The organism is Kitasatospora sp. NPDC005751 (assembly GCF_040630835.1).
GTDB lineage: Bacteria > Actinomycetota > Actinomycetes > Streptomycetales > Streptomycetaceae > Kitasatospora.
The window spans coordinates 121,530-147,856 of sequence record NZ_JBEXYC010000005.1 but is presented as its reverse complement, the minus strand read 5'-3'; the positions used below and the strand labels follow the sequence as shown (position 1 = coordinate 147,856).

Sequence of the window (26,327 nt, the reverse complement as noted above, 5' to 3'; positions counted from 1 at the left end):
GGTGGTCAGCCGGCCGTGCGCGCCTCCTCCGTACGCCGCGCCCGCCACTCGCGCGGGGACGTCCCGTACGCGGCCCGGAAGGCCCGGCTGAAGTGCGCGGGGTTGACGAACCCCCAGCGCTGGGCGACCGCCGAGACGGTCGGCGCGCTGCGGCTGCGCCGGCCGAGCTCCCGGGCGCACTCCTCCAGCCGGCGCCGCTGGATCAGCCGGCCCACCGTCACGCCTTCGTTCTCGAAGAGCCGGTGCAGGTAGCGCACCGAGATGCGGTGGGCGTCGGCGATGCCCTGCGGGGTCAGCCCCGGATCGCCGAGGTGGCGGTCGATGTGGGCGCGGACCAGCCGGACGAGGTGGGCGCCGGCCTCGTCGGGGCCGGCGGCCGGGCGCCCCGCCAGCTCGCCGACCAGGGTGAGGAACAGGTCGGCGACGCTGCCCGCCAGGAGGTCCCCGACGGCGGACGGGTAGCTGGGCGCGGCGTCGGCGAGGGTGTCGAGGAAGGGCAGCAGGACCGCCCCGAGACTCTCCCGCGAGGTGACGGCCCGCCCGGTCACCCGGCGGATGTCGGCCTCCGGCACACCGAGCAGCCGGTGCGGCAGGTGGAACACGTGGGAGCGGAAGCGCTGCGGGTAGTCGACCGAGTAGGGGCGCGCGGTGTCGTACAGCACGAGGTCGCCGGGCGCGACCTCGGCCCGGCGGCCGTCCTGGGTCAGCACGGCGTGGCCGGACACCTGGACGCCGACCGCCACCTGGGCCTCCGCCCCGGCCGAGCGCGCGATCAGGCCCGGCGTCCGGGACAGCCGGGTGGCGTCCGCCTCCAGGGTGGACACCCGCAGGCTGCCCAGCCGGTGCGACTCCAGCCGGCCGTCGAACGGACCGTCGGCGAGCGGCACCACCTCCACCGGCGCCAGCGCGTACGAGACCGCCCGGCCCCAGTGCCCCGCCTTCTCCCCGTCCGGCACCGCGGCGGTTGTGACCCGCAGGTTCACCTGGCTGCCCCTCTCTGTCGGCGTTCACGGCCGAAGCCCCGCACGACCAGCCTGCGGCAGGGAGCGGAAGAGTGCCTAGGTCGTCTGACTGTCGTTCTGACGAGCCGGGGCGACCGGGCGCGCTGGGCTCGGCTCCCCCGGGCCGGCGACCCTCCCGGCGGGGTCGGCCGTCCGTTCCGCCCGCGCCGGGGCGCGGCACCCGGCGGGCCTGGTCGCCGGGCGGCGACCCGTCGCCGGGCAGGGTCAAGGCTAACCGGCCGTCAGCCGTGCTCGCGCCCGCCCGGCACCGCCCGCACGCCCCGGACCTGCGCCGATGCGCCGGTCCGGGGCGTGCGGGGGCCGCGGGGGGTGGTGGGGTGGCCGCCGGGGCGGGCCACCCGCCGGATCAGGCGTCGGATCAGGCGCCGAGGAACTCCAGCAGGTCCTTGGTGAACGCGGCCTCGTAGGCCCCGACCAGGCCGTGCGGGGCGCCCGGGTAGACCTTGAGGACGCCCTGGGAGAGCAGCTCGACGCTCTTCTCGGCGGAGGCGGCGATCGGCACGATCTGGTCGTCGTCGCCGTGGGCGACCAGGACCGGGATGTCGATCTTCTTGAGGTCCTCGGTGAAGTCGGTCTCCGAGAACGCCTCGACGCAGTCGAGGGCGCCCTTGAGGCCGGCCTGCATGCCCTGCAGCCAGAACTCGCGGCGCTTGCCCTCGGAGACCTCGGCACCCGGCCGGTTGAAGCCGAAGAAGGCCTCGCTGAGGTCGTAGTAGAACTGCGAGCGGTCGGCCGCGACACCGGCCCGGATGCCGTCGAAGGCCTCGATCGGGGTGCCCTCGGGGTTGTCCTCGGTGCGCAGCATCAGCGGCGGCACGGCGCCGAGCAGGACGGCCTTGCGCACCCGGTCGCTGCCGTGCCGGCCGAGGTAGCGGGCGACCTCGCCGCCGCCGGTGGAGTGGCCGACCAGGACGGCCTCGGTGAGGTCGAGCCGCTCCATCAGCTCGGCCAGGTCGTCCGCGTACCGGTCCATGTGGTTGCCGTCCCAGGTCTGCTCGGACCGGCCGTGCCCGCGCCGGTCGTGGGCGACGACCCGGTAGCCGGCCTCGGCGACGGCGACGGCGAGGCCGTCCCAGGCGTCGGCGTTCAGCGGCCAGCCGTGCGAGAGGACGACGGGGCGACCGGTGCCCCAGTCCTTGTAGAACTTCTGCGAGCCGTCGGAGAGCGTGATGGTGGGCATGAGGCGCCTTTCGGAAGGGGTGTCACGGCCGGGCCGGAGAGCCCGGGCCGGAGAGCCCGGGCCGGGGGCGGCCGGGCCTCCGTGCGGAACACCGGGAACGCTAGGGCGCCGTCGGGCCGAGCGGTGCTCCCTCCCTGCACAGCCCTTGCCCACGCGCGCACCGCCCGTCTCCCCGACCACCCGGGGCGGCTCCGGGCCGGCCGGGGACCGCCCGGCCGGTCTCCGCATACCGGACAGTCAACTACCGCATCGAACACGGCCTTTCACGTCAACGGACCATCCGTCCAGGGCTATTGACTAAGAATCCAACAGTGGCGATTCTCATCGCACCGAGTACGCGGGACATGACAGTCGCCCGGCGCGGAACAATCAAACACCCCGCGCCGGCGGGTCGTTCGTCCCCGTCGTCCCTGCATCGACGACACGAATGGTGACCGATGAAACCCCCACAGCCCCACCCTCATCCGCACCGCAGGCGCAGAATCGTCACGGCCCTGGCCTCGCTCCTCACCCTCTTCTCCCTGCTGTTCGCGGCCCCCGCGCCGGGGGCCTCGGGCGGGACGGGCTGGTGGAACCCGGTCGCCCGGCCCGCGCCGGACTCGCAGATCGGCGTCACCGGTGAGCCGTTCCGCGGGACCGACGCCCAGGGCAAGGTCCGCGGCTTCGTCGACGCGCACGACCACCTGATGTCCAACGAGGCCTTCGGCGGCCGTCTCCTGTGCGGGAAGACGTTCTCCGAGGCCGGGATCGCGGACGCGCTCAAGGACTGTCCCGAGCACTACCCCGACGGCTCGCTGGCGGTCTTCGACATGATCACCAAGGGTGGCGACGGCAAGCACGACCCGGTCGGCTGGCCCACCTTCAAAAACTGGCCGGCCCACGACTCGCTGACCCACGAGCAGAACTACTACGCCTGGGTCGAGCGGGCCTGGCGCGGCGGCCAGCGGGTGCTGGTCGACGACCTGGTCACCAACGGGGTGATCTGCTCGGTCTACTTCTTCAAGGACCGCGGCTGCGACGAGATGGACTCCATCCGCCTCCAGGCGCAGAAGACGTACGACCTGCAGGCCTACATCGACCGGATGTACGGCGGAACGGGCAAGGGCTGGTTCCGGATCGTCACCGACAGCGCGCAGGCCCGCCAGGTCGTCGCGCAGGGCAAGCTCGCCGTCGTGCTCGGCGTGGAGACCTCCGAGCCGTTCGGCTGCAAGCAGATCCTGGACGTCGCCCAGTGCGGCAAGGCCGACATCGACCGCGGCCTGGACGAGCTGTACGGCCTGGGCGTGCGCAGCATGTTCCTGTGCCACAAGTTCGACAACGCGCTGTGCGGGGTCCGCTTCGACGAGGGCGCGCTCGGCACGGCGATCAACGCCGGCCAGTTCCTGTCCACCGGCACCTTCTGGACCACCGAGCAGTGCGCCGGGCCGCAGCACGACAACCCCATCGGCCTCGCCGCGGCACCGGAGGCCGAGAAGCTGCTGCCGCCGGGGGTGACCGTGCCGGCGTACGCGGCGGGCGCCCAGTGCAACTCCCGCGGCCTCACCGACCTCGGTGAGTACGCCGTGCGCGGGATGATGCAGCGCAAGATGATGCTGGAAGTCGACCACATGAGCGTCAAGGCGGCCGACCGCGCCTTCGACATCCTGGAGTCCGCGTCCTACCCGGGCGTGATCTCCTCGCACAGCTGGATGGACCTCGACTGGACCGAGCGCGTCTACAAGCTCGGCGGCTTCGTCGCCCAGTACATGAACGGCGCCGAGGCGTTCAGCGCGGAGGCGAAGCGCACCGACGCGCTGCGCGACAAGTACGGGGTGGGCTACGGCTACGGCACCGACATGAACGGCCTCGGCGGCTGGCCCGCGCCGCCCGGCGCGAACGCCCCGCACCCGGTCCAGTACCCGTTCCGCACCACCGACGGCGGCTCGCTCGTCGACCGGCAGACCACCGGCGAGCGGACCTGGGACTACAACACGGACGGCGCCGCGCACTACGGCCTCGTGCCGGACTGGCTGGAGGAGATCCGGCTGGTCGGCGGGCAGGGCGTGGTGGACGACCTGTTCCGGGGCGCCGAGTCCTACCTGACCACCTGGGGCAGCACCGAACAGCACCGGGCCGGCACCAACCTGGCCGCCGGCGCCCCGGCGACGGCCGCGTCCACCGAATGGAACCCGTTCGTCAGCTACGCGGCCGGCCGGGCCGTGGACGGCGACGGCGGCACCCGCTGGGCCAGCGACTGGAACGACGACCAGTGGCTGCGGCTCGACCTCGGGTCCACCACCCTGGTCGGACGCGTCACGCTGGACTGGGAACGCGCCTACGGGAAGGCGTACCGCATCGAGGTGTCCACCGACGGGGCCACCTGGAAGTCGGTGTGGTCCACCACCACGGGGGCGGGCGGGCTGGAGACCGCGCGGTTCACCGGCGTCCCGGCCCGGTACGTCCGCGTCCACGGGGTCCAGCGCGGCACCAGCTGGGGCTATTCGCTCGACGAGGTCGGGGTCTACAGCACCTGACGGGCGGCGCGGGCACGGCTTCGCGGCCCCGGGCGACCGCCCGGGGCCGCGGGGCGTGCGCGGCGCTCAGTTCCGGCGGGTGTGCGGCATCAGGTAGACGTCCACCGCGACCTGGCGCTCGGGGTGCGCCGAGGGGAACGAGGAGAACTCCAGGTAGTACGGCAGCGGCGGGCGCTCGGTGCGCTGCATCCCCTTGGTGGCGGCGCTGACCGCCAGGTGCATGTAGGTGAACGGGATCAGCTCGGGCGGTCCGACGTGACGCATCGCCAATCCTGTTGAAGCCGGAACGACTTGGACGCCCATCCCGTCCCGGGTCTGCGGGTCGAAGCGGTCCGAGACCGGCACGCAGATGTCGTGCCGGGTCCGGGCGCCGATGAAGAAGTCCGGGTCGTCGTAGGAGACGCCCAACGCCTTGGAGCGGGCCGGGCAGTGGCCGTGGGTGGTGAGCCAGCCGCGCAGCCGCTCCCAGGCGGTGTCGGCGCTGTCGATCGGTCCGAGGTGGGAGTAGAACGCGACCCGGCGCTGCGGGATCGCGGCCGGCCGGATGTCCGAACCGGCCGCACCGGCGGTCGGCCAGGCGGTGTTCTGCGGGTTGGTGCGCAGGTCGGTGGGACATATCCCGTACGCGGACCGGAACGCGCGGGTGAAGGCCGCGTGCGAGTTGTAGCCGGCGCTGACCGCGATGTCGATGATCGTGCGGTCCCCGTAGACCAGCCGGTAGGCCGCCAGGGAGAGCCGGAGCCTGCGGACGTAGCGGTGGATCGGCTCGCCGACCTGGTGCCGGAAGACCCGGCGCAGGTAGTCGGGCGAGGTGTTGGTGGCCATCGCCAGCTCCTCCAGCGAGACGGCGGCCTCACCGTCCCTGACCTGGGCCACGATGTGGGGGATGGCCCGGCGCAGACGCTCGTCGTGGCTGCTCAGCGTGTCGATCTTCATAGCAGACTGAAGCCCTCCGCTTCTCGGGTCCCTCGGGCGGGGTCCGACGGGCGACCGGAGCCGAGCCCGGGCCTGTTGGAGCCGACGCCTGACCGACCGATGGCATGACAATCGATCGCACCTCAATGCCTACCTGCGCGGTCACCCCCCGTGCGCGCCAGGGTCAGACGTCCAGATCCACCTCGCCCCGTGGCATGTCCGGTGGACGGACGCCGCCCTGACAGCGGCTCCCGGGGACGGGCGAAGACGGTTCCCGACGGGCACCTGGCCCTGACGGGGATTCTCACGATGCTAGGGGGGGCGTCCATGGCTGTCCAGCGGGCCGCAGCCGGTGCACGGAGGTGCGCCACGGCGGCCACGGGAGGTCAGGGGTCCGTACCCGGGTGTGCCGACGCCTCAGGACACCGGCTGGCGCAGGATGGTACGGCGTCGCTCGGGGGCCGTCCTGGTCGGGTCCGAGAGGTAGATCTCGTGGTGCCGACCGGCCTCGCGCAGCCCCTCGGTGTGCAGGTAGTCGTGCAGCAGCTTCACCGTCCGCGGCTCGGTCTCGTACGGGCCCTGGTGCAGCACCTGGACGCAGCGGCCCTCGGTGAAGGACTCCCGGCGCAGCCGGCCGACCGCCTCGGCCCCGGCCTTCCCTTCCGCCTTCCCTTCCGCCTTGGCCTCCACCTTGGCCTCCGCCTTGGCGAGCGCGGCCGCGAGTTGCGCGTCGGTGTAGGGGACGGGCTGGCGGATCAGCAGGGTCCACCGCCAGCCGGCCCGGGCGCCGGGGCCGTAGGAGTCGGCGGAGACGGCGTCGAAGTGCGGGTCGTCGCTGTGCCAGAGCCCTTCCAGCGGCATCACCGCGTAGTCCGTCCCGGTGTCGGCCCGGACGGCGAACTTCAGGGCGTAGGAGACCGCGTACAGCGCGGCGATGGCGGGCCCGAACTCGGGGCTCTGCTGCGGGTCGCCGGTCCCGTCGAGGGCCAGGAAGGCGAACTCGGGGACGTCGAGCGGTTGCGGGACGGCCTTCGCGCGGTACAGCTCGCCGCCCAGCTTGCGGTGGTCGGTCTTCTCGGCCTTCTTCCCGGTCTGCCCGGTCTTCCCCCCGGCCTTGCCGGCCTGCCCTGCCTGCTCTGCCTTCTCGGCCTTCTGCTCGGTCTTGTTCTCGGCCTTGCCGGTGGTACCCATGGTGCACAACTCCCGTACGACTGCGGATCGGGGCGCCCGGGGCGCCGGTGGAACAGGGCGACCGGTGGCCCCCGCAGGGGCGAACGAGACGGCGCGACGACGGTCACCGCGCGTCCGGTCGCACGGTCCGGGCCGCCGCCCCGCCGTCGGTCCGGGCTCCTGACCCGGGCTTCACCCAGGAGCGGGCCGGTCCGGGACCGCTTTTCCACCGTTGCGGTCAAGTACTCCCCCGGCAACCGATCCAAAGCTTGACTGAGCCGGTCAACAACGCTCCTACCGCTTCTCACCCGGTCGTTTCGCTGCGAGAACTGACGTGCGCGGTTCCCCCATCCGGATGACGAGAGGGATGCATCGTGACTCCAGCCGCCCAGTGGACCCCCGTGCCGGTGCCGGCCGCAGCGGACCCCCATGAGGTCCCGTCGCACTGGTTCAACCTCGTCCCCAGCCTGCCCGGCCCCGTCCCGCCGCCCCGCGAGCCCGAGGGCGCCGAGCACGACGCCTGGGGCTCCCGGCTCGCCCTGCAGCAGCGGATCCGGCTCGACGCCGTCCGCGCCCAGGACGGTGCCACCGAACCCTTCCTGGCCATCCCGGAGCGGGTGCGCGAGGAGCTGGCGTCGATCGGACGCCCCACCCCGCTGCTGCGGGCCCGGGCCCTGGAGCGCTACCTGGAGACCCCGGCCCGGATCTACCTCAAGCGCGAGGACGTGCTGCCCACCGGCAGCTTCAAGCTCAACTCGGCCATCGCCCAGGCCCACTACGCGGCCGAGCAGGGCGTCGACACGCTGGTCACCGAGACCGGCGCCGGCCAGTGGGGCCACGCCGTGGCCTGGGCCGCCCGCCGATTCGGCCTCAGGGCCGTCATCTACTGGGCCGGCGTCTCGGCCCGCCAGAAGCCCGGCCGCCGGGCGCTGATCGAGATGCTCGGCGCCGAGGTGCACGCCTCCCCCAGCGAGCGGACGCCGGTCGGCAAGGCGCTGCTGCGCGACGGCCGGCACCTGCTGGGCTCGCTCGGCACCGCGATCGGCGAGGCGATCAGCCACGCCGCGCTGCACCCGGAGACCCGCTACATCTCCGGCAGCAACCTGGCCCACGTACTGATCCACCAGACCGTCATCGGCCAGGAGACCAAGGCCCAGCTGGCCGCCCTCGGCGAGCGGCCGGACACGCTGGTGGCCTGCGTCGGCGGCGGCAGCAACCTGGGCGGCTTCATGGGCCCCTACCTCGCCGAGAAGGCGGAGCGCGGCGACGACCTGCTGCTGCTCGGCGCGGAGTCCGCGAGCGCCCCCCGGCTGACCCGGGGCACGCTGCGCTACGACCACGCCGACCCGGAGGGCGTCACCCCGCTCGGCAAGTCGTACACCCTCGGCCGGGACTACGAGCTGCCGGAGACCCACGTCGGCGGTCTGCGCCAGCACAGCGGCTCGCCGCTGATCGGCGTGCTGCGCGGCGAGGGGCTGCTGGACGCGGTCGCGTACGAGGAGACGGACGTCTTCGAGACCGGGCGGCTGGTGCTCTCCACCGAGGGGATGCTGATCGCGCCGGAGTCCTGCCACGCCCTGCGCGCGGCCGTGGACCGGGCCGTCCTGGCCCGCGAGACCGGGCGGGCCGAGGTGATCGTCGCCTGCGTCAGCGGCAACGGGCTGCTCGACCTCGACGGCTACCTCGCGCACCGCTGACCACCGGCGCCCCGCGCCCACCACAGGCACCCGTCACCGGGCCCTCCGCCGGGCCCCGCACCACCGCCCGCGCACGCCGGGAGCGTGCCACCGCGTGCCCGGGGCCGCGCGCACCACCGGGGGCACCACCCCCGCGCACGACCGAGGTCACGGCACCACCCGCACCGGCACCGCCCGGGCGAGGCGCACGCGCCCCAGGACCACCCGTTCCGACACCACCCGTTCCGACACCCTGCACGAAAGGACCGACGTGTCCGACGGAACCATCATCGAGCTGTCCAGCGGGACCAGCCCAAGCTGCCCGTACTATCTCGGCGAGTCCATCGGCGACCGGCTGCCCGAGTACCTCGGCCGGCACGCCTTCGACGAGTTCTACCTGGTCACCAGCCAGCCGCTGTACGAGCTGTTCGGCCGGGACCTCGCCAACCGGCTCGGCCGGGCCGGCGTCGCCGTCAACCTGATCACCGTGGCCGAGGGCGAGGGCGTCAAGGGCTGGCCCGAGCTCACCGCCCTCTGCGAACGGCTGGTGGCCGCCGGGGCCACCAAGGACTCGATCGTCGGCGCGCTCGGCGGCGGCATGATCAGCAACCTGGCCGGACTGGCCGCCGCCATGGTCTACCGGGGCCTGCGCTTCGTCGAGATCCCGACCACCATGCTGAACCTCACCGACGGCACCCTCAGCAACAAGCAGGCGATCAACGGCGCCCTCGGCAAGAACCAGTTCGGCGTCTACCACGCGCCGCTGTTCATCTGGGCCGACGTGGCGATGCTGCGCAGCGAGCCGGAGCGCCAGCACCGCAGCGCGCTGGTGGAGGCGCTGAAGAACGGCCTGGTCAACGACGCCGCGTGGGTCGACCGGATGGAGGGCCTGCTGACCGGCGGTGTGGCGGGCATCCGGGACGACCTGCTCGGGGTCTGCCACGAGGTGGTCCGCAGCAAGCTGGGCATCCTGGCGCAGGACCCGGGCGAGCGAGGCGCCGGCATCATCCTGGAGTACGGCCACACCGTGGGGCACGCCGTGGAGTTCCTCTCCGGGGGCGCGCTGCTGCACGGCGAGGCGGTCGGCATCGGGATGTGCGCCGCGGCCCGGCTGGGCATCCGGCTCGGGATCACCGCGCCGGAGGTGCTGGCGCGCCAGGAGCACCTGCTGGGCACCCTGATCGGCAGTCCGACCACGGTGCCCCGGGAGTTCACCCCGGAGCGGATCGTCGAGGTCATCCTCAGCGACAACAAGCGCCGGGCGGGCAGCGCGGTGCGGTTCGTGCTGGTGCCCGAGATCGGCCGGGTGCACATCGTCGACGGCGACCACGAGACGCCGGTGCCCGAGCCGCTGCTGAAGAGCGTCCTCGCCGAGGCCTGACCGCCCCCCTACGCGCCCGGGCACCGCGCGCACACCCCCGACCGCCGGCCCAGCAGGGCCGGACGGCCCGTTCGGCCTCCCGAAGGAGTCATCCATGAACGACGCGCATTCGCCGGAGATCGCCGAGACGGTCTACCGGCTCGACGGCCCGCTGCGCTGGGCGCTCGGCGAGGTGCAGGACCTGCTGCGCTCCGTCGGCGCCGCGCCCGGCCAGCAGGTGGTCGACGTCGGCGCGGGCACCGGCTACGCGGCCGTGCCCGCCGCCCGGCTGGTCGGGCCGGAGGGCTCGGTGCACTGCGTCGACGGCAGCCCGGAGCTGCTGGAGGTGCTCGCCGGCCGGGCCGCCCGCGAGGGCGTGGCCGACCGGGTGACCCGCACCGTGAGCCCGGTGGTCCCGCTGCCCGTCGCCGACGCCGCCGCCGACCTGGTGATCTCCACCTACGTCCTGCACGAGCTGGCCGACGACGCGCCCGCCGCGATCGCCGAGATGTACCGGGTGCTGCGCCCCGGCGGGCGGGTGGCGCTGGCGGACTACCGCAAGACCGCCGACAAGGAGCGCAACCGGGAGATCGAGGCCTGGTACGCCCGCCAGCCCGACGGCGCCGGTCCCGAGGAGGTGCACCTGCGCTTCACCCTCAACGAGTTGGAGGAGATGCTGCGCGCCGCCGGCTTCCAGCGGATCGAGCTGCGCACCTGGCACGACTTCCACGTGCACGCCACCGCGGAGAAGTGACCGGCCCCCGGGCACCGGAGCCCCGGCGCGGCACGCACCGACGCGGCCGCGCACCAGCACCCGGCGACCGGCCGGTCAGGACCCGCCGGTCACCGTCGTCACCACCGTCACCAGCCAGAAGGAGAACTGTCGTGGTCAAGCTTGCCTACAACGCCAACGGCCTGCGGACGATCTCGGTGGAGCGGGCGATCGAGGCGGTCGCCGACGCCGGCTACGAGGGGATCGAACTCTCGCTCCACCCGGCCCACCTGGACCCGTTCGCCTTCGGCCCCGCCGAGGCCGCGCCGATCCGCAAGGCCCTGGAGCGCACCGGCCTGACGGCCTGCTGCCTGGCCGCGGGCGCCGACAACCTGCTCGGTGAGGAGCGCTTCGAGCCCTCGCTGATCCACCCCACCGCCGAGGGCCGGGCCCGCCGCGTCGACCTCGTCCTGCGGTCGGTCCGGATAGCCGACGAACTCGGCATCCCCTACGTCAACTTCGCCACCGGCAAGCGCAAGCCCGAGGTGGCCGAGGAGCAGGCCCGGCAGTGGCTGGACGAGGGCGTCCGGCAGGTGCTGGACGGCCCGGGCACCGCGGTGCTGGCGATGGAGCCCGAGCCGGAGTTCTTCCTGGAGAGCAACGACGGGGTCGCCCGGCTGGCCGACGCGCTGGCCTCGGACCGCTTCGCGCTCGCCCAGGACCTCGGCCACTGCCGGGTGGTGGAGGAGGACTACCTCGCCTCGGTGGAGCGGAACCTGCCCTATACGAAGATCATCCAGGTCGAGGACATCAAGGGCCGGGTGCACCACCACGAGATCCCCGGGGACGGCGACATCGACTTCGCCGGCTTCTTCTCGGTGCTGGGGCGCGGCGGCTACGACGGCTACGTCAGCGTGGAGCTGTACAACCACGCCGACCGCTACGAGCACGCGCTGCGCCGCAGCCGCGAGGTGCTGACCGCCGCGATCGCCGCCGCCGCGCAGGGCTGAGCCCGTCGTGCCCGCCGACCGCCCCGGCCCGCCGCCGCCCCCGCCGCCGCTGGCCCCCCGGGCCCTGCACGGGACCGGACTGACGCCGCTGTTCGACCACCACATCCACACCGACCTGCGCAACGCGGACGACTACGAGCTGATGGCCGTCAGCGGGGTGCTCACCGCGCTCGCCCCGTGCTCCGCCTCGCTGGAGGCCCGGGACTCCGGCAGCGCCTTCGCCGCCCGCTTCGAGCGGCTCGCCGGAGCCGAGACCGCCCGGGCCGCCGCGTACGGGATCGACCTGCACGTGGCGCTCGCGGTGCACGCGGCCGACATGGCGGGGCTGCGCGGCGCGCTGGCCGGGATCGAGGTGCTGGAGCGGTACCTGGACCACCCGAGGGTCCGGGCGCTGGGCGAGGTGTCGCTGCGCGGCGGCGGCCCGGACGAGGTCGAGGTGCTGGAGCGGCAGCTGAAGCTGGCGTCGGCGCGCGCGCTGCCGGTACTGGTCGAGTCGCCGCCCGCGCTGCCGGCCTTCCGGGAGATGCTGGCGCCGCTGGCGGGCGCGGTGGAACGGGCCGGCATCGACCCGGCCACGATCGCCCTGCTCGACCTGGACGAGCAGCGGATCGACCTGCTGGCCGAACACCCGGCGCTGCGCGGGCTCGGCGGGTACGGGATCGCCGTCGCCCCGCGCCAGGACGCGCTGTTCCAGGTCCGCGAGAAGCAGTCGCACCGCGAGGTGCTCGGCCTGCTGGACCGGTTCGGCCCGGAGCGGCTGATGCTCAACACCGGCCTGCACTTCGGCTCGGCCGACCCGCTGGGTCTGGCCAGGACGGTGCACCGGCTCCGACTCCATGGTGTCCCCGAGCAGATCGTGAGGGCTCTCGCTCATGGCAACGCTGCCCAGTTCTTCGCCGTCCCCCACCGGGTCCCCGCCGCCGGGTGAGCCGGCCGGCGCCCGCCCGCACGGGCTGCCCGACCGGGGCGTCCCCGTCGAGCGGGTGCTGGCCGAGCTGGCCGGGCTCTGCGCGGACGACCACGACTACCGGGACGGCACCGTCTTCAACTCGATCTGCTCGACGCCGCTGCCGGTGGCCGAGCAGGTGTTCGCCGCCCACCAGCAGTCCAACATGGGTGACAACCGGATCTTCCCCTCGCTGCCCCGCGCCGAGGCCGAGGTGACGGCCATGCTGGCCGACCTGATGGACGGCCCCGGGGCCGCCGGGGTGGCCACCTCGGGCGGCACCGAGGCCAACCTGCTGGCGGTGCTCGCCGCGCTCCGGCACCACCGGGCCCGCTTCGGGGCCGGTGCGCCGGCCCGGGTCCTGATGGGCGACAGCGCGCACTTCTCCTTCGACAAGATCGCCGCGCTGCTGGCGGTCGAGGTGGTCCGCGTCCCCTCCGACGAGCGGCTGCGGGTCGACACCGGGCGGCTGCTGCCGCTGGTGACCCCGGAGACCGCGCTGGTGGTGGCCACCGCCGGCAGCTCCGAGTCCGGCGCCGTGGACGACGTGCCGGCGATCGCCGCGCACGCCTCGGCGCTGGGCGTACCGGTGCACGTGGACGCCGCCACCGGCGGGTTCCTGGTGCCGTTCGCCCGCGAGCTGGGCGACGACCTGCCGGCGATCGGCTTCGGCGTCGACGGCGTCAGCTCCATCACCCTGGACCCGCACAAGTACGGCGGCGCGCCGATCCCCGCGGGCCACGTGCTCTTCCGCGACCCCGGGGCGCCGGACGCGCTGCGCACCTCCTCGCACTACCGGGGCACCCTCGACCACCACGCCCTGCTCGGCACCCGGCCCGGCGGCGCCCTGCTGGCCACCTGGGCGGCGCTGCGCGCCCAGGGCCGCAGCGGCTACCGGGCCTCGGTCGCCGGGCTTTGGGAGCGCCGGGCGCTGCTGGTGCGGCTGCTCACCGAGGCCGGTTTCGAGGTCGCCCCGCGGCCCGAGCTCACCGTGGTGACGGTCCGCCACCCGAGCCCGGAGAAGCTGGTCGACGCGCTGGAGGAGCGCGGCCTGATCGCCTCGGTGGCCCGCCGGCTGGGCCTGCTGCGGCTGGTCGTGCACTGGCACCAGAGCGAGCGGCAGCTGCGCGGCCTGGTCGCCGCGCTGGCCGAGGTCGACGGGGGCCGGCCGTGAAGATCCTCTTCGTCTCGATCAACAAGCTGAAGTCCTTCCGGCCGGTCCTGCCGATCGGCATGGTCACCATCGCCACCCAGGCACGGGCGGCCGGGTACCAGGTCGAGACGCTGGACCTGATGTGGGAGGAGGAGGACGAGCCGGTCGTCCGGGCCGCGGTCCGCGCCTTCAAGCCCGACGTGGTGGGGATCTCGATCCGCAACGTCGACTCGCAGAGCATGCTGGAGCCGGTCGTCTACACCCCGCTCGCCCGCGAGGTGGCCGACTGGTCGCGCGACGAACTGCCCGGCGTCACCGTGCTGCTGGGCGGTCCGGGGTTCTCCACCGTCCCCGAGGACCTGATGGACTTCGTCCGGGCCGACTACGGGATCACCGGTTTCGCCGAGGAGTCCGTCCAGCCGCTGCTGGACCACCTGGCCCGGGGCGAGGAACCGCTGGACGTGCCCGGGGTGATCAGCCCGCGCGAGGGCGGCGGCTACCACCGGCGCGACGCCGTCTTCCGGATCGACTACCGCAAGGCGGCCCGCCCCGACCCGGCCCTGTACGACCAGCGCTACTTCAGCTACTCGTACGAGACCCACGACCGCAGCCTCAAGGTGCCGGCGACCATCCAGACCAAGAAGGGCTGCGTGCTGGAGTGCGTCTTCTGCAGCAACTTCCTGGTGGACGGCACCGGCGTGAAGTTCGACGAGGTCTCCCGGGTGGCCGACGAGGTGGAACGGCTGCGCGACGAGGGCCTGGAGGTCCTGGAGATCGTCGACGGGGTCTTCAACCTGCCGCTCAACTACTCGCTGGAGGTGCTGCGGGAGTTCGTCCGCCGGGGCATCGAGATGCCGTGGTCCTGCATGGTCAACCCGGGCAACGTGACCTCCGAACTGGTCGACCTGATGGTCCGCACCGGCTGCTACTACGTCGAGTTCGGCACCGACTCGGCGTGTGACCGGATCCTGCGCGGGCTGAAGAAGAACTTCCGCCAGCGCCAGATCATCGAGTCGCACCGCAAGTTCGTCGAGGCCGGCATCCGGGTCGAGCACTGCCTGTTCATCGGCAGCCCCGGCGACGACCGGGACTCGGTCCGCGAGACCTTCGACGTGATGGAGCAGCTCGTGCCGCCCGCCACGCCCGACGTGCACGCCTTCTGGACGCTCGGCCTGCGGGTCTGCCGGGGCACCGCCCTGCACACCACCGCCGTCGCCGAAGGCATGATCACCGGAACGGAGCGATTCATCGTGCCCAAGTACTACTGCTCCCGCGCGGTCATCGAGGACGCCGCCGTCCTCGACGAGATCCAGGCGCGGGTGCTCGCCAACGACAACTGGTACCTGTGGTGGGGGCTCAACTCGATCAGCCTGCGCGAGCGCATCACCATGGCCCGCGCGGAGAGCGAGCGGATCGAGGCCGAGCTGAACGACCACCTGCCGCCGCTCCCGGCGGCCGGGGACGGTGCCCGGTGAGCGCCGGGGCGGACCTGCGGCTGACCGGCCCCGGCCGGCTCACCGTCGACGAGGCGAAGCCGCCGACCGCGCCGCTCGGCCCGGACGAGGTCCTGGTCGAGGTCGACCGGGTCACCCTGTGCGGCAGCGACCAGGCGCTGTACGACGGCGCCTACGGCGGCCCGAGCAGCTACCCGCTGCGCTTCGGCCACGAGTGGTCCGGCCTGGTGGTCGACACCGGGAGCAACGGCCGCGCGCTGCTGGGCCAGTGGGTCACCGGCGACTGCTCGCGCTGGTGCGGGGACTGCCCGCGCTGCGGCACCGACCGCAACGTCTGCACCCGGATCGAGAAGTTCGGCCTCACCGTCGACGGGTTCTCGACCCGGCTGCGGACCGTGGACCGCCGCTACCTCTACCCCGACACGCACGGCCTGGGCCCCGGCCTGCTGGCGCTCTCCGAGTTCTTCGCCGTCGCCGCCCAGGGCCTGCAGCGGATCGACCCGCGCCCCGACGAGCGGATCCTGGTGATCGGCGCCGGCGCCCTCGGCCTGGCGAGCTACCTGCTGCTCACCGGGGCGTACGGGGTGGGCGAGGTGGAGCTGCTGGAGGCGGACCCGGTGAAGGCCGCCGCCGTCACCGCGCTGCTGCCGAGCGCCCGGGTCCGCACCGCCGCGCCCGAGCCCGACGCCGCCGCGCGGTCCGCCGGCGGGTACGCCGCCCTGACCGCCGCCGCCCGGTACGACCTGACCGTGGACTGCTCCAGCGGCGCCGACGGCCTCGCCACCGCGCTGGCCTGCGCCGTCCCCCGCGGCCGGGTGCTCTGCTTCGGGCTGCGCCGCAGCGCCGCACTCCGCACCGACCTGCTGGTGGCCAACGCACTGACCCTGGTCGGCTCGATCGGCGGCACCGGCGGCTTCCACCGCGCCCAGGAGTTCCTGGCCGGCCACCGCGAGGAGGCCGGGCTGCTGGTCACCCACCGCCTGCCGGCCGAACGGGCGGCGGAGGCCTTCACGCTCGACCCCCGTACCCGGATCAAGACCCAGCTGATGTTTGGAGAGGATGCCCGGTGACCACCGCCGACCGCCCCCCGCACCTGCGCTATCCGGAGATCCGGGAGGCCGCGCTGGCCGACCTGGCCGCGTTCGAGAAGCTCAGCCCCGACCAGGTGCCCGACCACCAGTTCGCTCTGCTGCGCCGTCAGTTGGACCACGCCTTCGCCAACTCGCCGTTCTACCGGGAGCGCTGGGCCGGGCGGCACGGCTCGCTGCGGCCCACCAGTGCCGAGGAGCTGCGGACCCTGCCCTTCACCACCAAGGCCGAGCTGCGCGGCGCCTACCCGTTCGGCCTGCTGGCCGTCGGCCGGGAGGAGCTGATCCGCTACGGCGAGTCCACCGGCACCACCGGCAGCCCCACCTCCTCGATGATCACCTACGAGGACTGGATCCGCGGCAACGTCGCGGTCGAGCAGTCCGTCGGCCACGTGCTCGGCCCCGGCGACCTCGTCTTCATCGCCATCCCCTACGAACTCGCCTTCGCCTCCTACGACCTGGACCGGGCGCTGGAGCAGAACGGCGCGGCCGTGGTGCCGGTCGGCACGCTCAGCCTGGTCTGCCCGTTCGAGCGGATGGTCGAGATGATGTGGACCGTCCGCCCGACCGCCCTGGTCTGCACGCCGAGCCGGGCGCTGCGCCTCTACGACATGCTGAAGGACACCGGGCGCGACCCGGCCGAGATCGGGCTGAAGACCTTCCTCTACGTCGGCGAGACCTGCTCCCCCGCCAAGCTGGAGAAGATCGCCGCGCTCTGGGGCGTCCGGCTCTCCAACGCCTACGGCTCCACCGAGACCAACTCGCTCGGCCTGGTCTGCGAGCGGGGCAGCCTGCACCTCACCGAGGACCGGCACCTGTTCGAGGTGATCGACCCGGAGACCACCGACCCCGTCCCCGACGGCACCGCCGGCGAACTGGTCATCACCGCCCTGGCCGGCCGGGCCATGCCACTGCTGCGCTACCGCAGCGGCGACTTCGTCACCGTCTCCGCCGAGCCCTGCGCCTGCGGCAGCCCGCGCCGGGTGCTCTCGCACCACGGCCGGGTCAGCGAGCAGCTGACCGTCGGCGGGCAGCGGATCAACAAGCTGGCGCTGGAGCAGACCGTGCTCGCCACCGAGGGCGCCGGCCTCTACTGGGCGGCCGGCGTCTCCGGGGACCACCTGGAGATCCGGGTCGAGGCCGAGGTCGAGGACCCGGCGGCGCTCTGCGCGGCCGTCGCCGAGCGGGTCACCGCGGAGTTCGCGGTGCCCGCCTCGGTCGCCCCGATCGACCGCGCCCAGGTGCGGCGGGCGATGGACCGGATGCTCAAGCCCGGCAGCCTCACCATCGAGGACCTGGAGGCGGTCTCATGACCCTCGGCCTGCGCCCGGGCAACCCCGCCGAACCCCGGCACAACGACCCCGGCACGATCGCCGTGGTCGGCCTCGGCCGGCTCGGCTCGGTGCTGGCCGACCGGCTGGCCGAGCGCTTCCCGGTGCTGCTCAACGACAGCGACCCCGCGGTCGCCCGGCGGGTCGCCGCCGAGCTGTCGCTGCCCGACATGGACCAGCGCGAGATCCTCTCCGCCGCCGACACCGTGCTGCTCTGCGTCCCGCCGCAGGAGACCGCGGCCGCGCTGCGCCGGCTCGCCGCGCTGACCGAACAGGTCGGCCGCCGGGCGCTGTTCGTCAACATGGCGACCAGCGTGCCCACCGAGGACCTGCCGGACCTCGGCGTGGAGGTGGTCGGCCTCAAGCCGGTCTGCCAGTTCACCGCCGTGGCCCTCGGCCTCAAGACCGTCCTGGTCACCTCCGCACCGCGCCGGATCGGCCTGCTGCGGACCCTCGCCGCCGACCTCGGCGAGGTGGTGCTCGGACCGGAGGCGTGCGTCGGCCCGGCCAACCGCGCCGCCACCAAGGCCGCCCTGCGCGCCTGCGCCGAACTGGCCGCCGAACTGACCGGCCGCGGCCTGCCCACCGACATCGTGCGGGCGGCGATCCGCAACGTCTTCGTCGGGACGGCGCTGGACTACCCGCCCTCGGACGCCAACCCCTACACCCGCTCGGTGCTGGAGGAGATCGCCGCCGAGGCCGCCGGCACCGCGCCGCCCGCCGCCGACCGGGCACCGGCCGGGCACCGGGCCGCCGTCCGGCCACCGACCGTCCTGCCGCCCACCGACCTCGTCCCGCCGGACGCGCTCGGCTGGGCCGCCTGGGCCGAGCGCCCCGTCACCCCGGGAGGACCCGCATGACCACCACCCCGCCGGACGTCCCGCACGGCGGCGCGCACTGCGAGACCGCGTCGATGCGCAAGCAACTCGCCGCGCACGACCTGCCGATCAGCGAGGCGATGCTGTTCGGCGTGGCCGGCGGCATCAACTTCATGCACATGCCCGCCCCGCCCGGCGGACGCGGCTTCACCGGCGGCCGCAACGGCCCGTTCCCCGAGTTCACCCGGCGGATGGCGGCCGGCGTCGGCCTCGACCTGGAGGTCGCCGTCACCGACGACCCCGAGCGTGCCTGGGGCGACCTGCTGGCCGAACTCGACCTCGGCCGCCCGGCGGTGGTCTACGCGGACCTCTTCCACCTGCCGTACTTCCAGGCCACCCGGCACTTCGGCGGCCACGCGATCGTCGTCGTCGGCCACGACCGGGACAACGACACCGTCACCGTCTCGGACCGCCCGGCCCGCGCGCAGACCCTGACCACGGCCGAACTCGCCACCGCCCGGGCCTCCGGCCACCAGCCCTTCCCGCCCCGGCACGCCCTGCTGCGCGCCGACTGGAAGGCCGCCCGGTACCCCACCGAGGACGACATCCGCCAGGGCATCCGCTGGTCCTGCCGCGCGATGCTGCACCCGCCCGTGCCCAGCTTCGGGCTGCGCGGCCTCGACTCCTACGGCGCCGGTCTGCGGCACCTGCTGCTCAGCGACACCCCCGCCGCCGCCGTGGTGGACGAACTCGCGGGCGCCTACGTCGACTTCGAACTGGCCGGCACCGGGGGGAACGCCTTCCGCAACCTGTTCCGGACCTTCCTGACCGAAGCCGCCGAGCTCACCGGGGACCACCGGCTGGCCGACGCCGCCCTGCTCTGCGCCGACAGCGCCGGGCGCTGGGAGCGGGTGATCGCCCTGCTGCTGCCCGACTGGACGCCCGCGTTCACCGAACTCGGCGCCGCCTACCGGGCACGGGAGGCCGAGCTGCTGGACGGCGGCGCCGCCGCCCTCGCCCGGGCCGCCCTGCTCGGCGAGCGGCTGCCCGATCTGCGGGCCGCCGCGGCCGCCGGGCTCGCCCCGGTGCGCGAGCGCCTCGCCGGGGAGCTGCGGGCGGCCCTGGCCTCCGTCGCCGAGACCGAGCGGGAGCTGTTCGCCCTGCTGAGGGAGGTGTGAGCGGGGTGTCCACCGGCCTGCTGCCGGCCGTCCGGACGCCGACCCGCCACCGGCTCTCCGACGAGGCCGACCGCCTGGCGTACGACCGGTACGTGGCCGCCCGCAACCAGTACAAGGAGGAGTTCCTCGACCTGCTGGAGAGCGCCTGCACGGACGGCCCGGTGCTGGAGGTCGGCCCCGGCTACGGCGGGTTCGCCGCCCTGCTGCTGGCCCGCCGCCCGGTCGACCTGCGGGTGCTCTGCACCGACCCGGGCGCCGTCGCCCCGCTGCGCGAGCGGCTCGGCGCGGCGGTGCCGGTCGACCACTGGCCGGCCGGCGCCCCGCTGCCGGCCCCCCTCGCCGGGCGCCACCCGCTGGTCTACAGCGTGCACGCGCTCGGGGAGTGCACCGACCCCACCGCCCTGCTCCGCGGGGCGGCGCGGGCCCTGGCCCCTGGCGGCCGGCTACTGGTCAACGACCTGCGCCGGGACCCGGATCCGTTCATCCTCGAATACACCCTGCGCGAGATGGCCGCCGACGACTCGCCCGACGGCCAGTACCGCTTGCGCACCTACCTGGACTCCCTGCGCGGCGCCTGGACCGGCGCCGAACTGCGTCAACTGCTCGACGCCGCGGGGATGGCCGACTGGGCGGTCGGCCCGGACGGCCCGATGGCACTCACCGTCGAGCACCACCGCGCCACCTGACGACCGGAGAGGCACATGACCCAAGAAGCGATCACCCGGAACTTCCTCGACACCCCCAGCTTCTGGCGCGACTACCCGGAGCGGGACATCGAGTTCGTCCGCTGGTACCCGTGCGACGTCAAGCCGCTGTCGGCGGACCAGATCTACGCCACCCGGGAGAAGTTCCCGAAGACCACGTCGTTCTACGTGCACATCCCGTTCTGCAACCAGGTCTGCACCAGTTGCCCGTACAACAAGTTCTCCACCCGCAACACCCTCACCCAGCGCTACATCCAGGCGCTCAAGCGGGAGATCGACCTCTACTCGCAGCTGCCGCACGTCCGGGACACCGTCTTCACCTCCGGCTACTTCGGCGGCGGCACGCCCACCACGCTGCGCGCCGAGGAGCTCGACGACCTGCTGGGCTACATGAAGCAGCGGCTCAACTTCAGCCCGGACTGCTCGGTCACCATCGAGTCCACCCCCGTCGACGTCGACCAGCAGAAGCTGGACGTGCTGCTCAAGCACGGCGTCAACCGGATGAGCCTGGGCGTCCAGACCTTCCACGACCCGCTGCTGCGCTACCTCGGCCGGGCCCGGGCGCACACCGGCGAGTCCGCCACCCGCACCATCGAGCTGATCGACCGCAGCGGCCTGGAGAACCTCTGCATCGACTACATGATCGGCATCCCCGGCCAGACCCCCGAGCTGTGGGCGCAGGACATCCGCACCCTGATGGACCTCCCGGTGACGTCCTTCTCGGTCTACAACTACGCGGTCATGCCCGGCTCGGAGGTGTTCTTCGCGCTGCAGAGCGGCGCCACGCCGCCCTGCCCGAGCACCCGCGAGGCCGACGAGATGTACCAGTACCTGCACACCACGCTGATGGACGCGGGCTACCTGGCGCTCACCTACAACGACTTCATCGAGCCGATGCGGCCCGAGTGGGAGGCGGCCGGGGTCAAGACGTACCCGGTGGTGAAGGACGGCAGCAAGCCGTACCGCGGCCTGGAGACGGACACCTTCTACCTGACCGACCACCTGTCCCAGATCTGGGGCCGGTGCGGGGACATGGTGGCCATCGGCTCGGGCGCCTACGGGTACCTGAACAACCACATGTACCTCAACGAGCCGGACATCGAGTCGTACATCAGCCGGTGCAACGAGGGCCGGCTGCCGGTGGTGATGGGCGCCTACACCGACGAGCACGAGCAGCGCTGCCGCAGCCTCGTCCTGGGGCTGAAGCTGCTGCGGGTCAAGCGCTCGGTCTACCGCGAGCGGCACGGCGTCGACCCGTACGAGTACTTCAAGGACAAGATCGACGACCTGGTGGCCAAGGGGCTGCTGGAGGTCGACGCCGACGCGATCCAGGTCACCTACCCGAAGGGCTGGTACTACATCGACAACATCTCCAAGAGCTTCTACTCGGACGCCAACTACCGGCTCCCGCAGCCGACCTCGGCGAGCACCGAGATCCTCAAGTGGCAGATCGACCGCACCGACGGCCGGAAGGGGCTCCCCCTTGTCCAGTTCTGAGACCACCGCGCGCCGCTCCCGCCGGGGGCGGATCTTCGACCTCGCCGAGCGGGCCCCGCAGGGCGACCCGTTCGAGACCGCCGAGGAGTGCCGCGCCTACGACCGCAGCGTGCGCACCTCGATGATCATCCCGATGCAGCACATGATGAAGCTGATCGGGCCGGACTGCGGTCCGGACAAGGACGTCCTGGAGATCGGCTGCGCCAGCGGCCTGCTGTCGCTGCGCCTGGCCGCCCAGCACCGCGACTCCACCTTCACCGGGCTGGACAGCAACGACGCCTTCCTGGAGGTCGCCCGGGAGAACACCATCTTCGCCAACCTGGTCTCCTACGGCGGCGACTTCGCCTGCGACTGGGCCCGGTACAGCCGGCTGCCGTACCCGGACGACAGCTTCGACGTGGTGTTCAGCTTCTGCGCGATCAACCGGTGGGACAAGCCCGCCCGGATCCTGCCCGAGCTGGCCCGGGTCTGCCGCCCCGGCGGCGCCGTCCTGCTGTACGACCTGGCCCGGGACGCCGACGAGGGCATGGTCTCGTTCGTGCTGCAGTACGCCGGCGGTGACGCCAACGCGTTCATGACCTCGCTGCGGGCCTCGTACTCCACCGAGGAGATGCGCGAGCTGCTCGACCAGGTCGGCCTGAACGACTGGAGCGTCACCAAGGAAGGCATCAACCTGGTGGTCTCCTCCCGGGCCAGGGACACCGGGTACACGGTCGGCGAGCCCGGCATCTACGAGCGGATCTTCGACTGACGGTCCCCGTCCCCAGGTCCGGGTGGGGTGCCCGCCGCTGCGGCGGGCACCCCACCCGGACCACCCCCGGACCACCCCGCCCGCGCCACCGCCCGTCCCCGGAAGGAGCACGACCATGCCCACCGCCGATCTTCGCCGGTACCGGGTCGGCGTCGTCCAGCTGTCCGTCGCCACCAACCGCCGTGCGGAGAACCTGGCGCGGGCCGAGAAGCTGGTGCGCGCCGCGGCCGACGACGACTGCCGGCTCGTCGTCCTGCCCGAGGTGTTCGCCACCGCGCTCAACCTGCCGAAGAGCCACGAGATCGCCGAGCCGGTGCCCGGGCCGCTCACCGAGTGGCTGGCCGGCCTGGCCCGCGAACTCGGCGTCTGGATCGCCGCCGGCGTGCTGGAGCGCGCCGGGGACGACGTGCACAGCACCGCCGTCCTGCTGGACGACACCGGGGAGCTCGTCGGCACCGCGCGGCGCACCATGGTGTACGACCTGGAGGCGCACTTCATCACGGGCCGCACCGGCGCCCGCGTCTTCCCGACCCCGCTCGGCCGGATCGGCTTCGCGCTCGGCTACGACGTGCAGTTCCCGGAGGTGCTGCGCGGCCTGTTCGCCGACTCGGCGGAGATCATCGTGGCCCCCTCCGTCCTGCTGCGGCCGTTCGCCGAGCCGGTGCGGCAGATGCTGCTCGCCCGGGCCGCCGAGAACTGCGCCTACGTGCTGTTCGCCAGCGCGACCGGCGAGAACACCCTCGCCGGGCTCACCTACATGGGCCGCAGCGCGATCCTGCGCAGCCCGCTGGCGATCGGCGCCTACTCCCGGGACTTCCGCAAGCAGCAGCCGGTGCTCGCCGAGGCCGACCGCGAGGAGGTACTGCTGACCGCCGACCTGGACCTGCACGAGCTGCGCCGGATGCGCGAGGCGGCGCCGTTCGCCGCCGACTTCCGCCGCTCGCCGCTCGGCCTGGCGCTGACCGCCGCCACCCACCCGGACGGGCCGCTGCCCGACTGGGCCGCCGCGGCCCTCCCCCCGCACACCGCACCGCACACCGCACCGCATGCCGCTTCGGACACCCCGGACGCCCCGACCCCGGCGGCCCCCGACGCCCCGGCGGCCCCCGACGCCCCGGCGGCCCCGGACACCTCGGCGGCCCCGGACACCTCGTTCGCCTCGGATGGAGCCTGACCAGATGACCGTCGAACGCTCGCTCGCCACCAGCCGGCCCCGGGTCGCGCTGATCCAGTCCTTCTGGGACCCGGACCCGGAAGTCAACCTGGCCCGGACCCTCGCCCTGCTGGACACCGTCCAGGACGTCGAACTGATCATCCTGCCGGAGTTCTTCCTCGGCCCGCCCTTCTACTTCCCCGGCCGCGCCCACCTCAAGGGCGTGATCGACCAGCCGGTGCCGGGCCCGCTCTTCGACCAGCTCGCCGAGGTGGCCCGCGCCAAGGGCTGCTACCTGCTCTGCGGCACCGTCGTGGAGCGGGAGGGCGACCGGTACTACAACACCTCCGTCCTGCTGGACGACCAGGGCCGGATCGCCGCCAAGGCCCGCAAGACCCACCGGTTCGCCGCCGAGATGGTCACCGTCTCGCCCAGCGACGAACTGGTCATCGTGGACACGCCGTTCGGCCGCCTGGGGATCTGCGTCTGCTCCGACTTCTGGATCCCCGAGGTGCCGCGGACGCTGGCGATGCGCGGCGCCGAGATCATCGCGGTGCCGGGGGCGGCGCTGCGCGGCAACATCCAGATCACCCGGCCGTGCATCCAGGCCAACTCCTCCTTCAACGTCTGCTACACCCTCCTGGCCAGCGCCGTCGGCGAGGTGACCGGCGAGCGCGCCGGACGGACCGTCACCATCTCGGTGGCCGGCCACAGCACCGTCGCCTCGCCCGAGCACCTGGTCGGCTCGCTGGACGAGGAGGAGGGCGTGCTGATCGCCGAGCTCGACCTGGACCGGGTGCGCGAACTGCGGGAGGTCGACCTGTCGTTCCGCAAGAGCCTCTACTTCTGCCTGCACGGCCGTCGGCCCGAGCTGTACCAGGACCTGCTGAAGCCGTACGCCGGCCACCAGGACCTGGAGACCCTCATCACGGACTACCTCACCGCCCGACGGAGCTGATTCGCCATGGCACCCAGCCTGCTGTACCCCGCCGCCGACCACCTGCCCACCGGTGCCGACCGCGAGCCCGCCCTGAAGGAGGTCCTCGACTGGGCCGACCGGGCGGCCGCCACCAACACCGCCGACGCACTGCTCGCCTTCTTCGGCCAGCCGCTGGACCCGCGCACCCTGCGGCTGACCGGCCTGCACCACGTCGCCGTCTACCTGGGCGACTACCGCACCGAGGAGGAGTACGAGGCCTGGCTGGAGACCGTCCGGTCCCACCCGGGACTCGGCCGGGTGTCCGCCGGCCCCTCGCACATCGCGCCGCGGGTACACGGCACCCCCGGGCACTGGATCAACCTGACCACCGAACGCGGCACCGAGGTCGAGTTCTTCACCTGCCGCGCCTACGGGGCCTGGGCCGACGAGCCGCCGGAGCGCAAGCGGGCGCTGATGTCCCACCTCGGACTCAGCGTCGACACCCCGGACCACGTCCGCCGGGTGCTGGACTACCTGGCCGGCTTCGACAGCGTCGAGGTGCTGGCCTACGCCCCCGAGGACGAACTCGGCCACACCTACGGACACCTGCTGCGCACCGACACCGACCGGGTGCTGGAGCTGGTGCACGCAGGACGGAGCCAGGCATGAGCGAGCGGAGCGAGGCCATCATCCAGTGCCGCGCGTTCCGCGAAGCGGCCACCGAGCGAAGCGAGGCGGGCGCATGAGCGAGCGGAGCGAGGTCATCATCCAGTGCCGCGCGTTCCGCGAAGCGGCCACCGAGCGAAGCGAGGCGGGCGCATGAGCGGGTTCCCGGTACCGGCCCGGCTGCCGGAGAACGTGCCCGGGCGGTTCTACGTCAACGCGGAGTGCACCGACTGCGACACCTGCCGCTGCATCGCCCCGGACTCCTTCGTCCGCAACGACAAGGCCGGCTACACCTTCGTCGCCCGCCAGCCGGCCGACGAGGACGAGGAGGAGCTGGTGTACGAGGCGATGGACTGCTGCCCGGCCGACGCCATCTGCGAGGACGAGTGAACCCCCGTCCGCCGGGGCCGAGGATCCTCGGCCTCGGCGGCTCGCTGCGCCCCGGCTCGACCAGCCAGCTGCTACTGCGCCGCGCCCTCGCCGTCCTGGACGCCGACGGCTGCCGGACCTCCCTGCTGGACCTGCGCGAGCTGGACCTGCCGTTCTGCAACGGCGACAAGCAGGACCCGTGGCCGAGCCGCCCGGACGTCAAGCTGCTGCGCGAGGAGTTCCGCGCCGCCGACGGCGTCATCCTGGCCGGGCCGGAGTACCACGGGACCATCGGCGGGGCCCTGAAGAACGCCCTGGACCTGCTGGACTTCGAGCACGTCGAGGGGAAGGTCTTCGGGGCGATCTGCGCGCTCGGCGGGCGCAACAACTCCAACGCGCTCAACCACCTGCGCCTGGTGGCCCGCTGGTACCGGGCCTGGATGGTGCCCGAGCAGGTCGCCGTCCCGCAGGCCCGCGGCGCGCTGCCGGGCGGCGAGCCGGCCGATCCCGAGCTCGGTGCGCGGGTGGACGAGCTGGCCCGCAGCGTGGCCCGGGCGGCGGCGTTGCTGCGGCCCGGGGCGGGCGGTCCGGCCGTCGTCGGGTCGGTCCGGCCGGGACCGGCCGTCCCGGAAGAAGTTCCGAACGTGTCCAGGACAGTCAAACGCGGGAGCTGACCCGTTGGTAGCGTCACCCCTGTGAATAAGACGCACACATTGGGTGCGCATTTCCAGGGGGCCGGAGA

24 protein-coding genes are annotated in these 26,327 nt (G+C 73.3%); 20 read left to right on the top strand and 4 right to left on the bottom strand.

Translation table 11 applies throughout. The features are described 5' to 3' along the window. Positions 1-5: 5 nt before the first annotated feature. Entirely contained in the window at positions 6-983 is a 978-nt protein-coding gene (locus ABZ497_RS08000) for a helix-turn-helix domain-containing protein (protein ID WP_359803958.1), read from the bottom strand. A 397-nt stretch (positions 984-1,380) separates the two neighbouring features. Continuing rightward, on the bottom strand, positions 1,381-2,202 hold the full coding sequence (locus ABZ497_RS07995) for an alpha/beta hydrolase (protein ID WP_359803957.1): 822 nt from the start codon (positions 2,200-2,202) through the stop codon (positions 1,381-1,383). Positions 2,203-2,639: 437 nt separating this feature from the next. On the opposite strand from ABZ497_RS07995, the gene ABZ497_RS07990 reads away from it, so the two are divergent. Continuing rightward, complete coding sequence (locus tag ABZ497_RS07990; RefSeq protein WP_359803956.1) at positions 2,640-4,715, top strand: discoidin domain-containing protein; 2,076 nt, start codon at positions 2,640-2,642, stop codon at positions 4,713-4,715. A gap of 66 nt (positions 4,716-4,781) precedes the next feature. On the opposite strand, the gene ABZ497_RS07985 is transcribed toward ABZ497_RS07990, so the two are convergent. Together ABZ497_RS07985 and ABZ497_RS07980 are read right to left on the bottom strand one after the other, a co-directional pair. Continuing rightward, on the bottom strand, positions 4,782-5,651 hold the full coding sequence (locus ABZ497_RS07985) for a helix-turn-helix domain-containing protein (RefSeq protein WP_329486337.1): 870 nt from the start codon (positions 5,649-5,651) through the stop codon (positions 4,782-4,784). A gap of 396 nt (positions 5,652-6,047) precedes the next feature. Next, on the bottom strand, positions 6,048-6,821 hold the full coding sequence (locus tag ABZ497_RS07980; protein WP_359803955.1) for a GyrI-like domain-containing protein: 774 nt from the start codon (positions 6,819-6,821) through the stop codon (positions 6,048-6,050). 353 nt (positions 6,822-7,174) lie between these two features. Between ABZ497_RS07980 and ABZ497_RS07975 the strand changes: the two genes are divergently transcribed. The 19 genes from ABZ497_RS07975 (at position 7,175) to ABZ497_RS07885 (ending at position 26,259) form a co-directional block, all read left to right on the top strand. Then, the gene (locus ABZ497_RS07975; protein WP_359803954.1) at positions 7,175-8,497 is read left to right on the top strand and encodes a TrpB-like pyridoxal phosphate-dependent enzyme; all 1,323 of its coding nucleotides are present in this window, start codon (positions 7,175-7,177) and stop codon (positions 8,495-8,497) included. Between the two features lie 250 nt (positions 8,498-8,747). Beyond that, positions 8,748-9,857 carry a 2-deoxy-scyllo-inosose synthase gene (locus tag ABZ497_RS07970; RefSeq protein WP_359803953.1) on the top strand — a complete coding sequence of 370 codons (1,110 nt, stop codon included), beginning with the start codon at positions 8,748-8,750 and terminating at the stop codon, positions 9,855-9,857. A gap of 94 nt (positions 9,858-9,951) precedes the next feature. After that, complete coding sequence (locus tag ABZ497_RS07965; RefSeq protein ID WP_329486341.1) at positions 9,952-10,590, top strand: methyltransferase domain-containing protein; 639 nt, start codon at positions 9,952-9,954, stop codon at positions 10,588-10,590. Positions 10,591-10,721: 131 nt separating this feature from the next. Further along, on the top strand, positions 10,722-11,558 hold the full coding sequence (locus ABZ497_RS07960) for a sugar phosphate isomerase/epimerase family protein (protein ID WP_329486342.1): 837 nt from the start codon (positions 10,722-10,724) through the stop codon (positions 11,556-11,558). A 7-nt stretch (positions 11,559-11,565) separates the two neighbouring features. Continuing rightward, complete coding sequence (locus ABZ497_RS07955) at positions 11,566-12,486, top strand: deoxyribonuclease (RefSeq protein ID WP_329486343.1); 921 nt, start codon at positions 11,566-11,568, stop codon at positions 12,484-12,486. Next, complete coding sequence (gene mfnA, locus ABZ497_RS07950) at positions 12,431-13,678, top strand: tyrosine decarboxylase MfnA (protein WP_359803952.1); 1,248 nt, start codon at positions 12,431-12,433, stop codon at positions 13,676-13,678. Before ABZ497_RS07955 ends, mfnA begins: the two co-directional genes overlap by 56 nt. Beyond that, positions 13,675-15,132: a cobalamin-dependent protein gene (locus ABZ497_RS07945; RefSeq protein WP_329486345.1), complete on the top strand. Its 1,458-nt coding sequence runs from the start codon at positions 13,675-13,677 to the stop codon at positions 15,130-15,132. Before mfnA ends, ABZ497_RS07945 begins: the two co-directional genes overlap by 4 nt. After that, positions 15,129-16,181, top strand: a complete 1,053-nt coding sequence (locus tag ABZ497_RS07940) for a zinc-binding dehydrogenase (RefSeq protein ID WP_359803951.1) — start codon at positions 15,129-15,131, stop codon at positions 16,179-16,181. The genes ABZ497_RS07945 and ABZ497_RS07940 overlap by 4 nt, the downstream gene beginning before the upstream one ends. Further along, on the top strand, positions 16,178-17,512 hold the full coding sequence (locus ABZ497_RS07935) for an AMP-binding protein (protein ID WP_359803950.1): 1,335 nt from the start codon (positions 16,178-16,180) through the stop codon (positions 17,510-17,512). The genes ABZ497_RS07940 and ABZ497_RS07935 overlap by 4 nt, the downstream gene beginning before the upstream one ends. Then, complete coding sequence (locus ABZ497_RS07930) at positions 17,509-18,390, top strand: NAD(P)-binding domain-containing protein (RefSeq protein WP_359803949.1); 882 nt, start codon at positions 17,509-17,511, stop codon at positions 18,388-18,390. The genes ABZ497_RS07935 and ABZ497_RS07930 overlap by 4 nt, the downstream gene beginning before the upstream one ends. Continuing rightward, positions 18,387-19,526 carry a BtrH N-terminal domain-containing protein gene (locus tag ABZ497_RS07925; RefSeq protein WP_359803948.1) on the top strand — a complete coding sequence of 380 codons (1,140 nt, stop codon included), beginning with the start codon at positions 18,387-18,389 and terminating at the stop codon, positions 19,524-19,526. Before ABZ497_RS07930 ends, ABZ497_RS07925 begins: the two co-directional genes overlap by 4 nt. A 5-nt stretch (positions 19,527-19,531) precedes the next feature. Next, the gene (locus tag ABZ497_RS07920) at positions 19,532-20,212 is read left to right on the top strand and encodes a methyltransferase domain-containing protein (protein WP_359803947.1); all 681 of its coding nucleotides are present in this window, start codon (positions 19,532-19,534) and stop codon (positions 20,210-20,212) included. A 15-nt stretch (positions 20,213-20,227) separates the two neighbouring features. Beyond that, positions 20,228-21,727, top strand: coding sequence for a coproporphyrinogen-III oxidase family protein (locus tag ABZ497_RS07915; protein WP_352291421.1), 1,500 nt, complete (start codon positions 20,228-20,230; stop codon positions 21,725-21,727). Continuing rightward, on the top strand, positions 21,714-22,478 hold the full coding sequence (locus tag ABZ497_RS07910) for a class I SAM-dependent methyltransferase (RefSeq protein ID WP_329486352.1): 765 nt from the start codon (positions 21,714-21,716) through the stop codon (positions 22,476-22,478). Before ABZ497_RS07915 ends, ABZ497_RS07910 begins: the two co-directional genes overlap by 14 nt. A 115-nt stretch (positions 22,479-22,593) precedes the next feature. Beyond that, positions 22,594-23,652, top strand: coding sequence for a carbon-nitrogen hydrolase family protein (locus ABZ497_RS07905; RefSeq protein ID WP_359803946.1), 1,059 nt, complete (start codon positions 22,594-22,596; stop codon positions 23,650-23,652). A gap of 4 nt (positions 23,653-23,656) precedes the next feature. Further along, complete coding sequence (locus tag ABZ497_RS07900; RefSeq protein ID WP_359803945.1) at positions 23,657-24,589, top strand: carbon-nitrogen hydrolase family protein; 933 nt, start codon at positions 23,657-23,659, stop codon at positions 24,587-24,589. Positions 24,590-24,595: 6 nt separating this feature from the next. Next, positions 24,596-25,219 carry a hypothetical protein gene (locus tag ABZ497_RS07895; RefSeq protein ID WP_329486356.1) on the top strand — a complete coding sequence of 208 codons (624 nt, stop codon included), beginning with the start codon at positions 24,596-24,598 and terminating at the stop codon, positions 25,217-25,219. 150 nt (positions 25,220-25,369) lie between these two features. Continuing rightward, positions 25,370-25,606, top strand: a complete 237-nt coding sequence (locus ABZ497_RS07890; protein ID WP_329486357.1) for a ferredoxin — start codon at positions 25,370-25,372, stop codon at positions 25,604-25,606. Beyond that, positions 25,603-26,259, top strand: coding sequence for an NADPH-dependent FMN reductase (locus tag ABZ497_RS07885; RefSeq protein ID WP_359803944.1), 657 nt, complete (start codon positions 25,603-25,605; stop codon positions 26,257-26,259). The genes ABZ497_RS07890 and ABZ497_RS07885 overlap by 4 nt, the downstream gene beginning before the upstream one ends. Positions 26,260-26,327: the final 68 nt, after the last annotated feature.

What these genes read in the sequence shown, in the direction of transcription:
- ABZ497_RS07995 (WP_359803957.1), bottom strand. Translation starts at nt 2,202, where the DNA reads ATGCCCACCATCACGCTCTCCGACGGCTCGCAGAAGTTCTACAAGGAC.
- ABZ497_RS07990 (WP_359803956.1), top strand. Translation starts at nt 2,640, where the DNA reads ATGAAACCCCCACAGCCCCACCCTCATCCGCACCGCAGGCGCAGAATC.
- ABZ497_RS07985 (WP_329486337.1), bottom strand. Translation starts at nt 5,651, where the DNA reads ATGAAGATCGACACGCTGAGCAGCCACGACGAGCGTCTGCGCCGGGCC.
- ABZ497_RS07980 (WP_359803955.1), bottom strand. Translation starts at nt 6,821, where the DNA reads ATGGGTACCACCGGCAAGGCCGAGAACAAGACCGAGCAGAAGGCCGAG.
- ABZ497_RS07965 (WP_329486341.1), top strand. Translation starts at nt 9,952, where the DNA reads ATGAACGACGCGCATTCGCCGGAGATCGCCGAGACGGTCTACCGGCTC.
- mfnA (WP_359803952.1), top strand. Translation starts at nt 12,431, where the DNA reads ATGGCAACGCTGCCCAGTTCTTCGCCGTCCCCCACCGGGTCCCCGCCG.
- ABZ497_RS07930 (WP_359803949.1), top strand. Translation starts at nt 17,509, where the DNA reads ATGACCCTCGGCCTGCGCCCGGGCAACCCCGCCGAACCCCGGCACAAC.
- ABZ497_RS07925 (WP_359803948.1), top strand. Translation starts at nt 18,387, where the DNA reads ATGACCACCACCCCGCCGGACGTCCCGCACGGCGGCGCGCACTGCGAG.
- ABZ497_RS07915 (WP_352291421.1), top strand. Translation starts at nt 20,228, where the DNA reads ATGACCCAAGAAGCGATCACCCGGAACTTCCTCGACACCCCCAGCTTC.
- ABZ497_RS07905 (WP_359803946.1), top strand. Translation starts at nt 22,594, where the DNA reads ATGCCCACCGCCGATCTTCGCCGGTACCGGGTCGGCGTCGTCCAGCTG.
- ABZ497_RS07900 (WP_359803945.1), top strand. Translation starts at nt 23,657, where the DNA reads ATGACCGTCGAACGCTCGCTCGCCACCAGCCGGCCCCGGGTCGCGCTG.
- ABZ497_RS07895 (WP_329486356.1), top strand. Translation starts at nt 24,596, where the DNA reads ATGGCACCCAGCCTGCTGTACCCCGCCGCCGACCACCTGCCCACCGGT.
- ABZ497_RS07890 (WP_329486357.1), top strand. Translation starts at nt 25,370, where the DNA reads ATGAGCGGGTTCCCGGTACCGGCCCGGCTGCCGGAGAACGTGCCCGGG.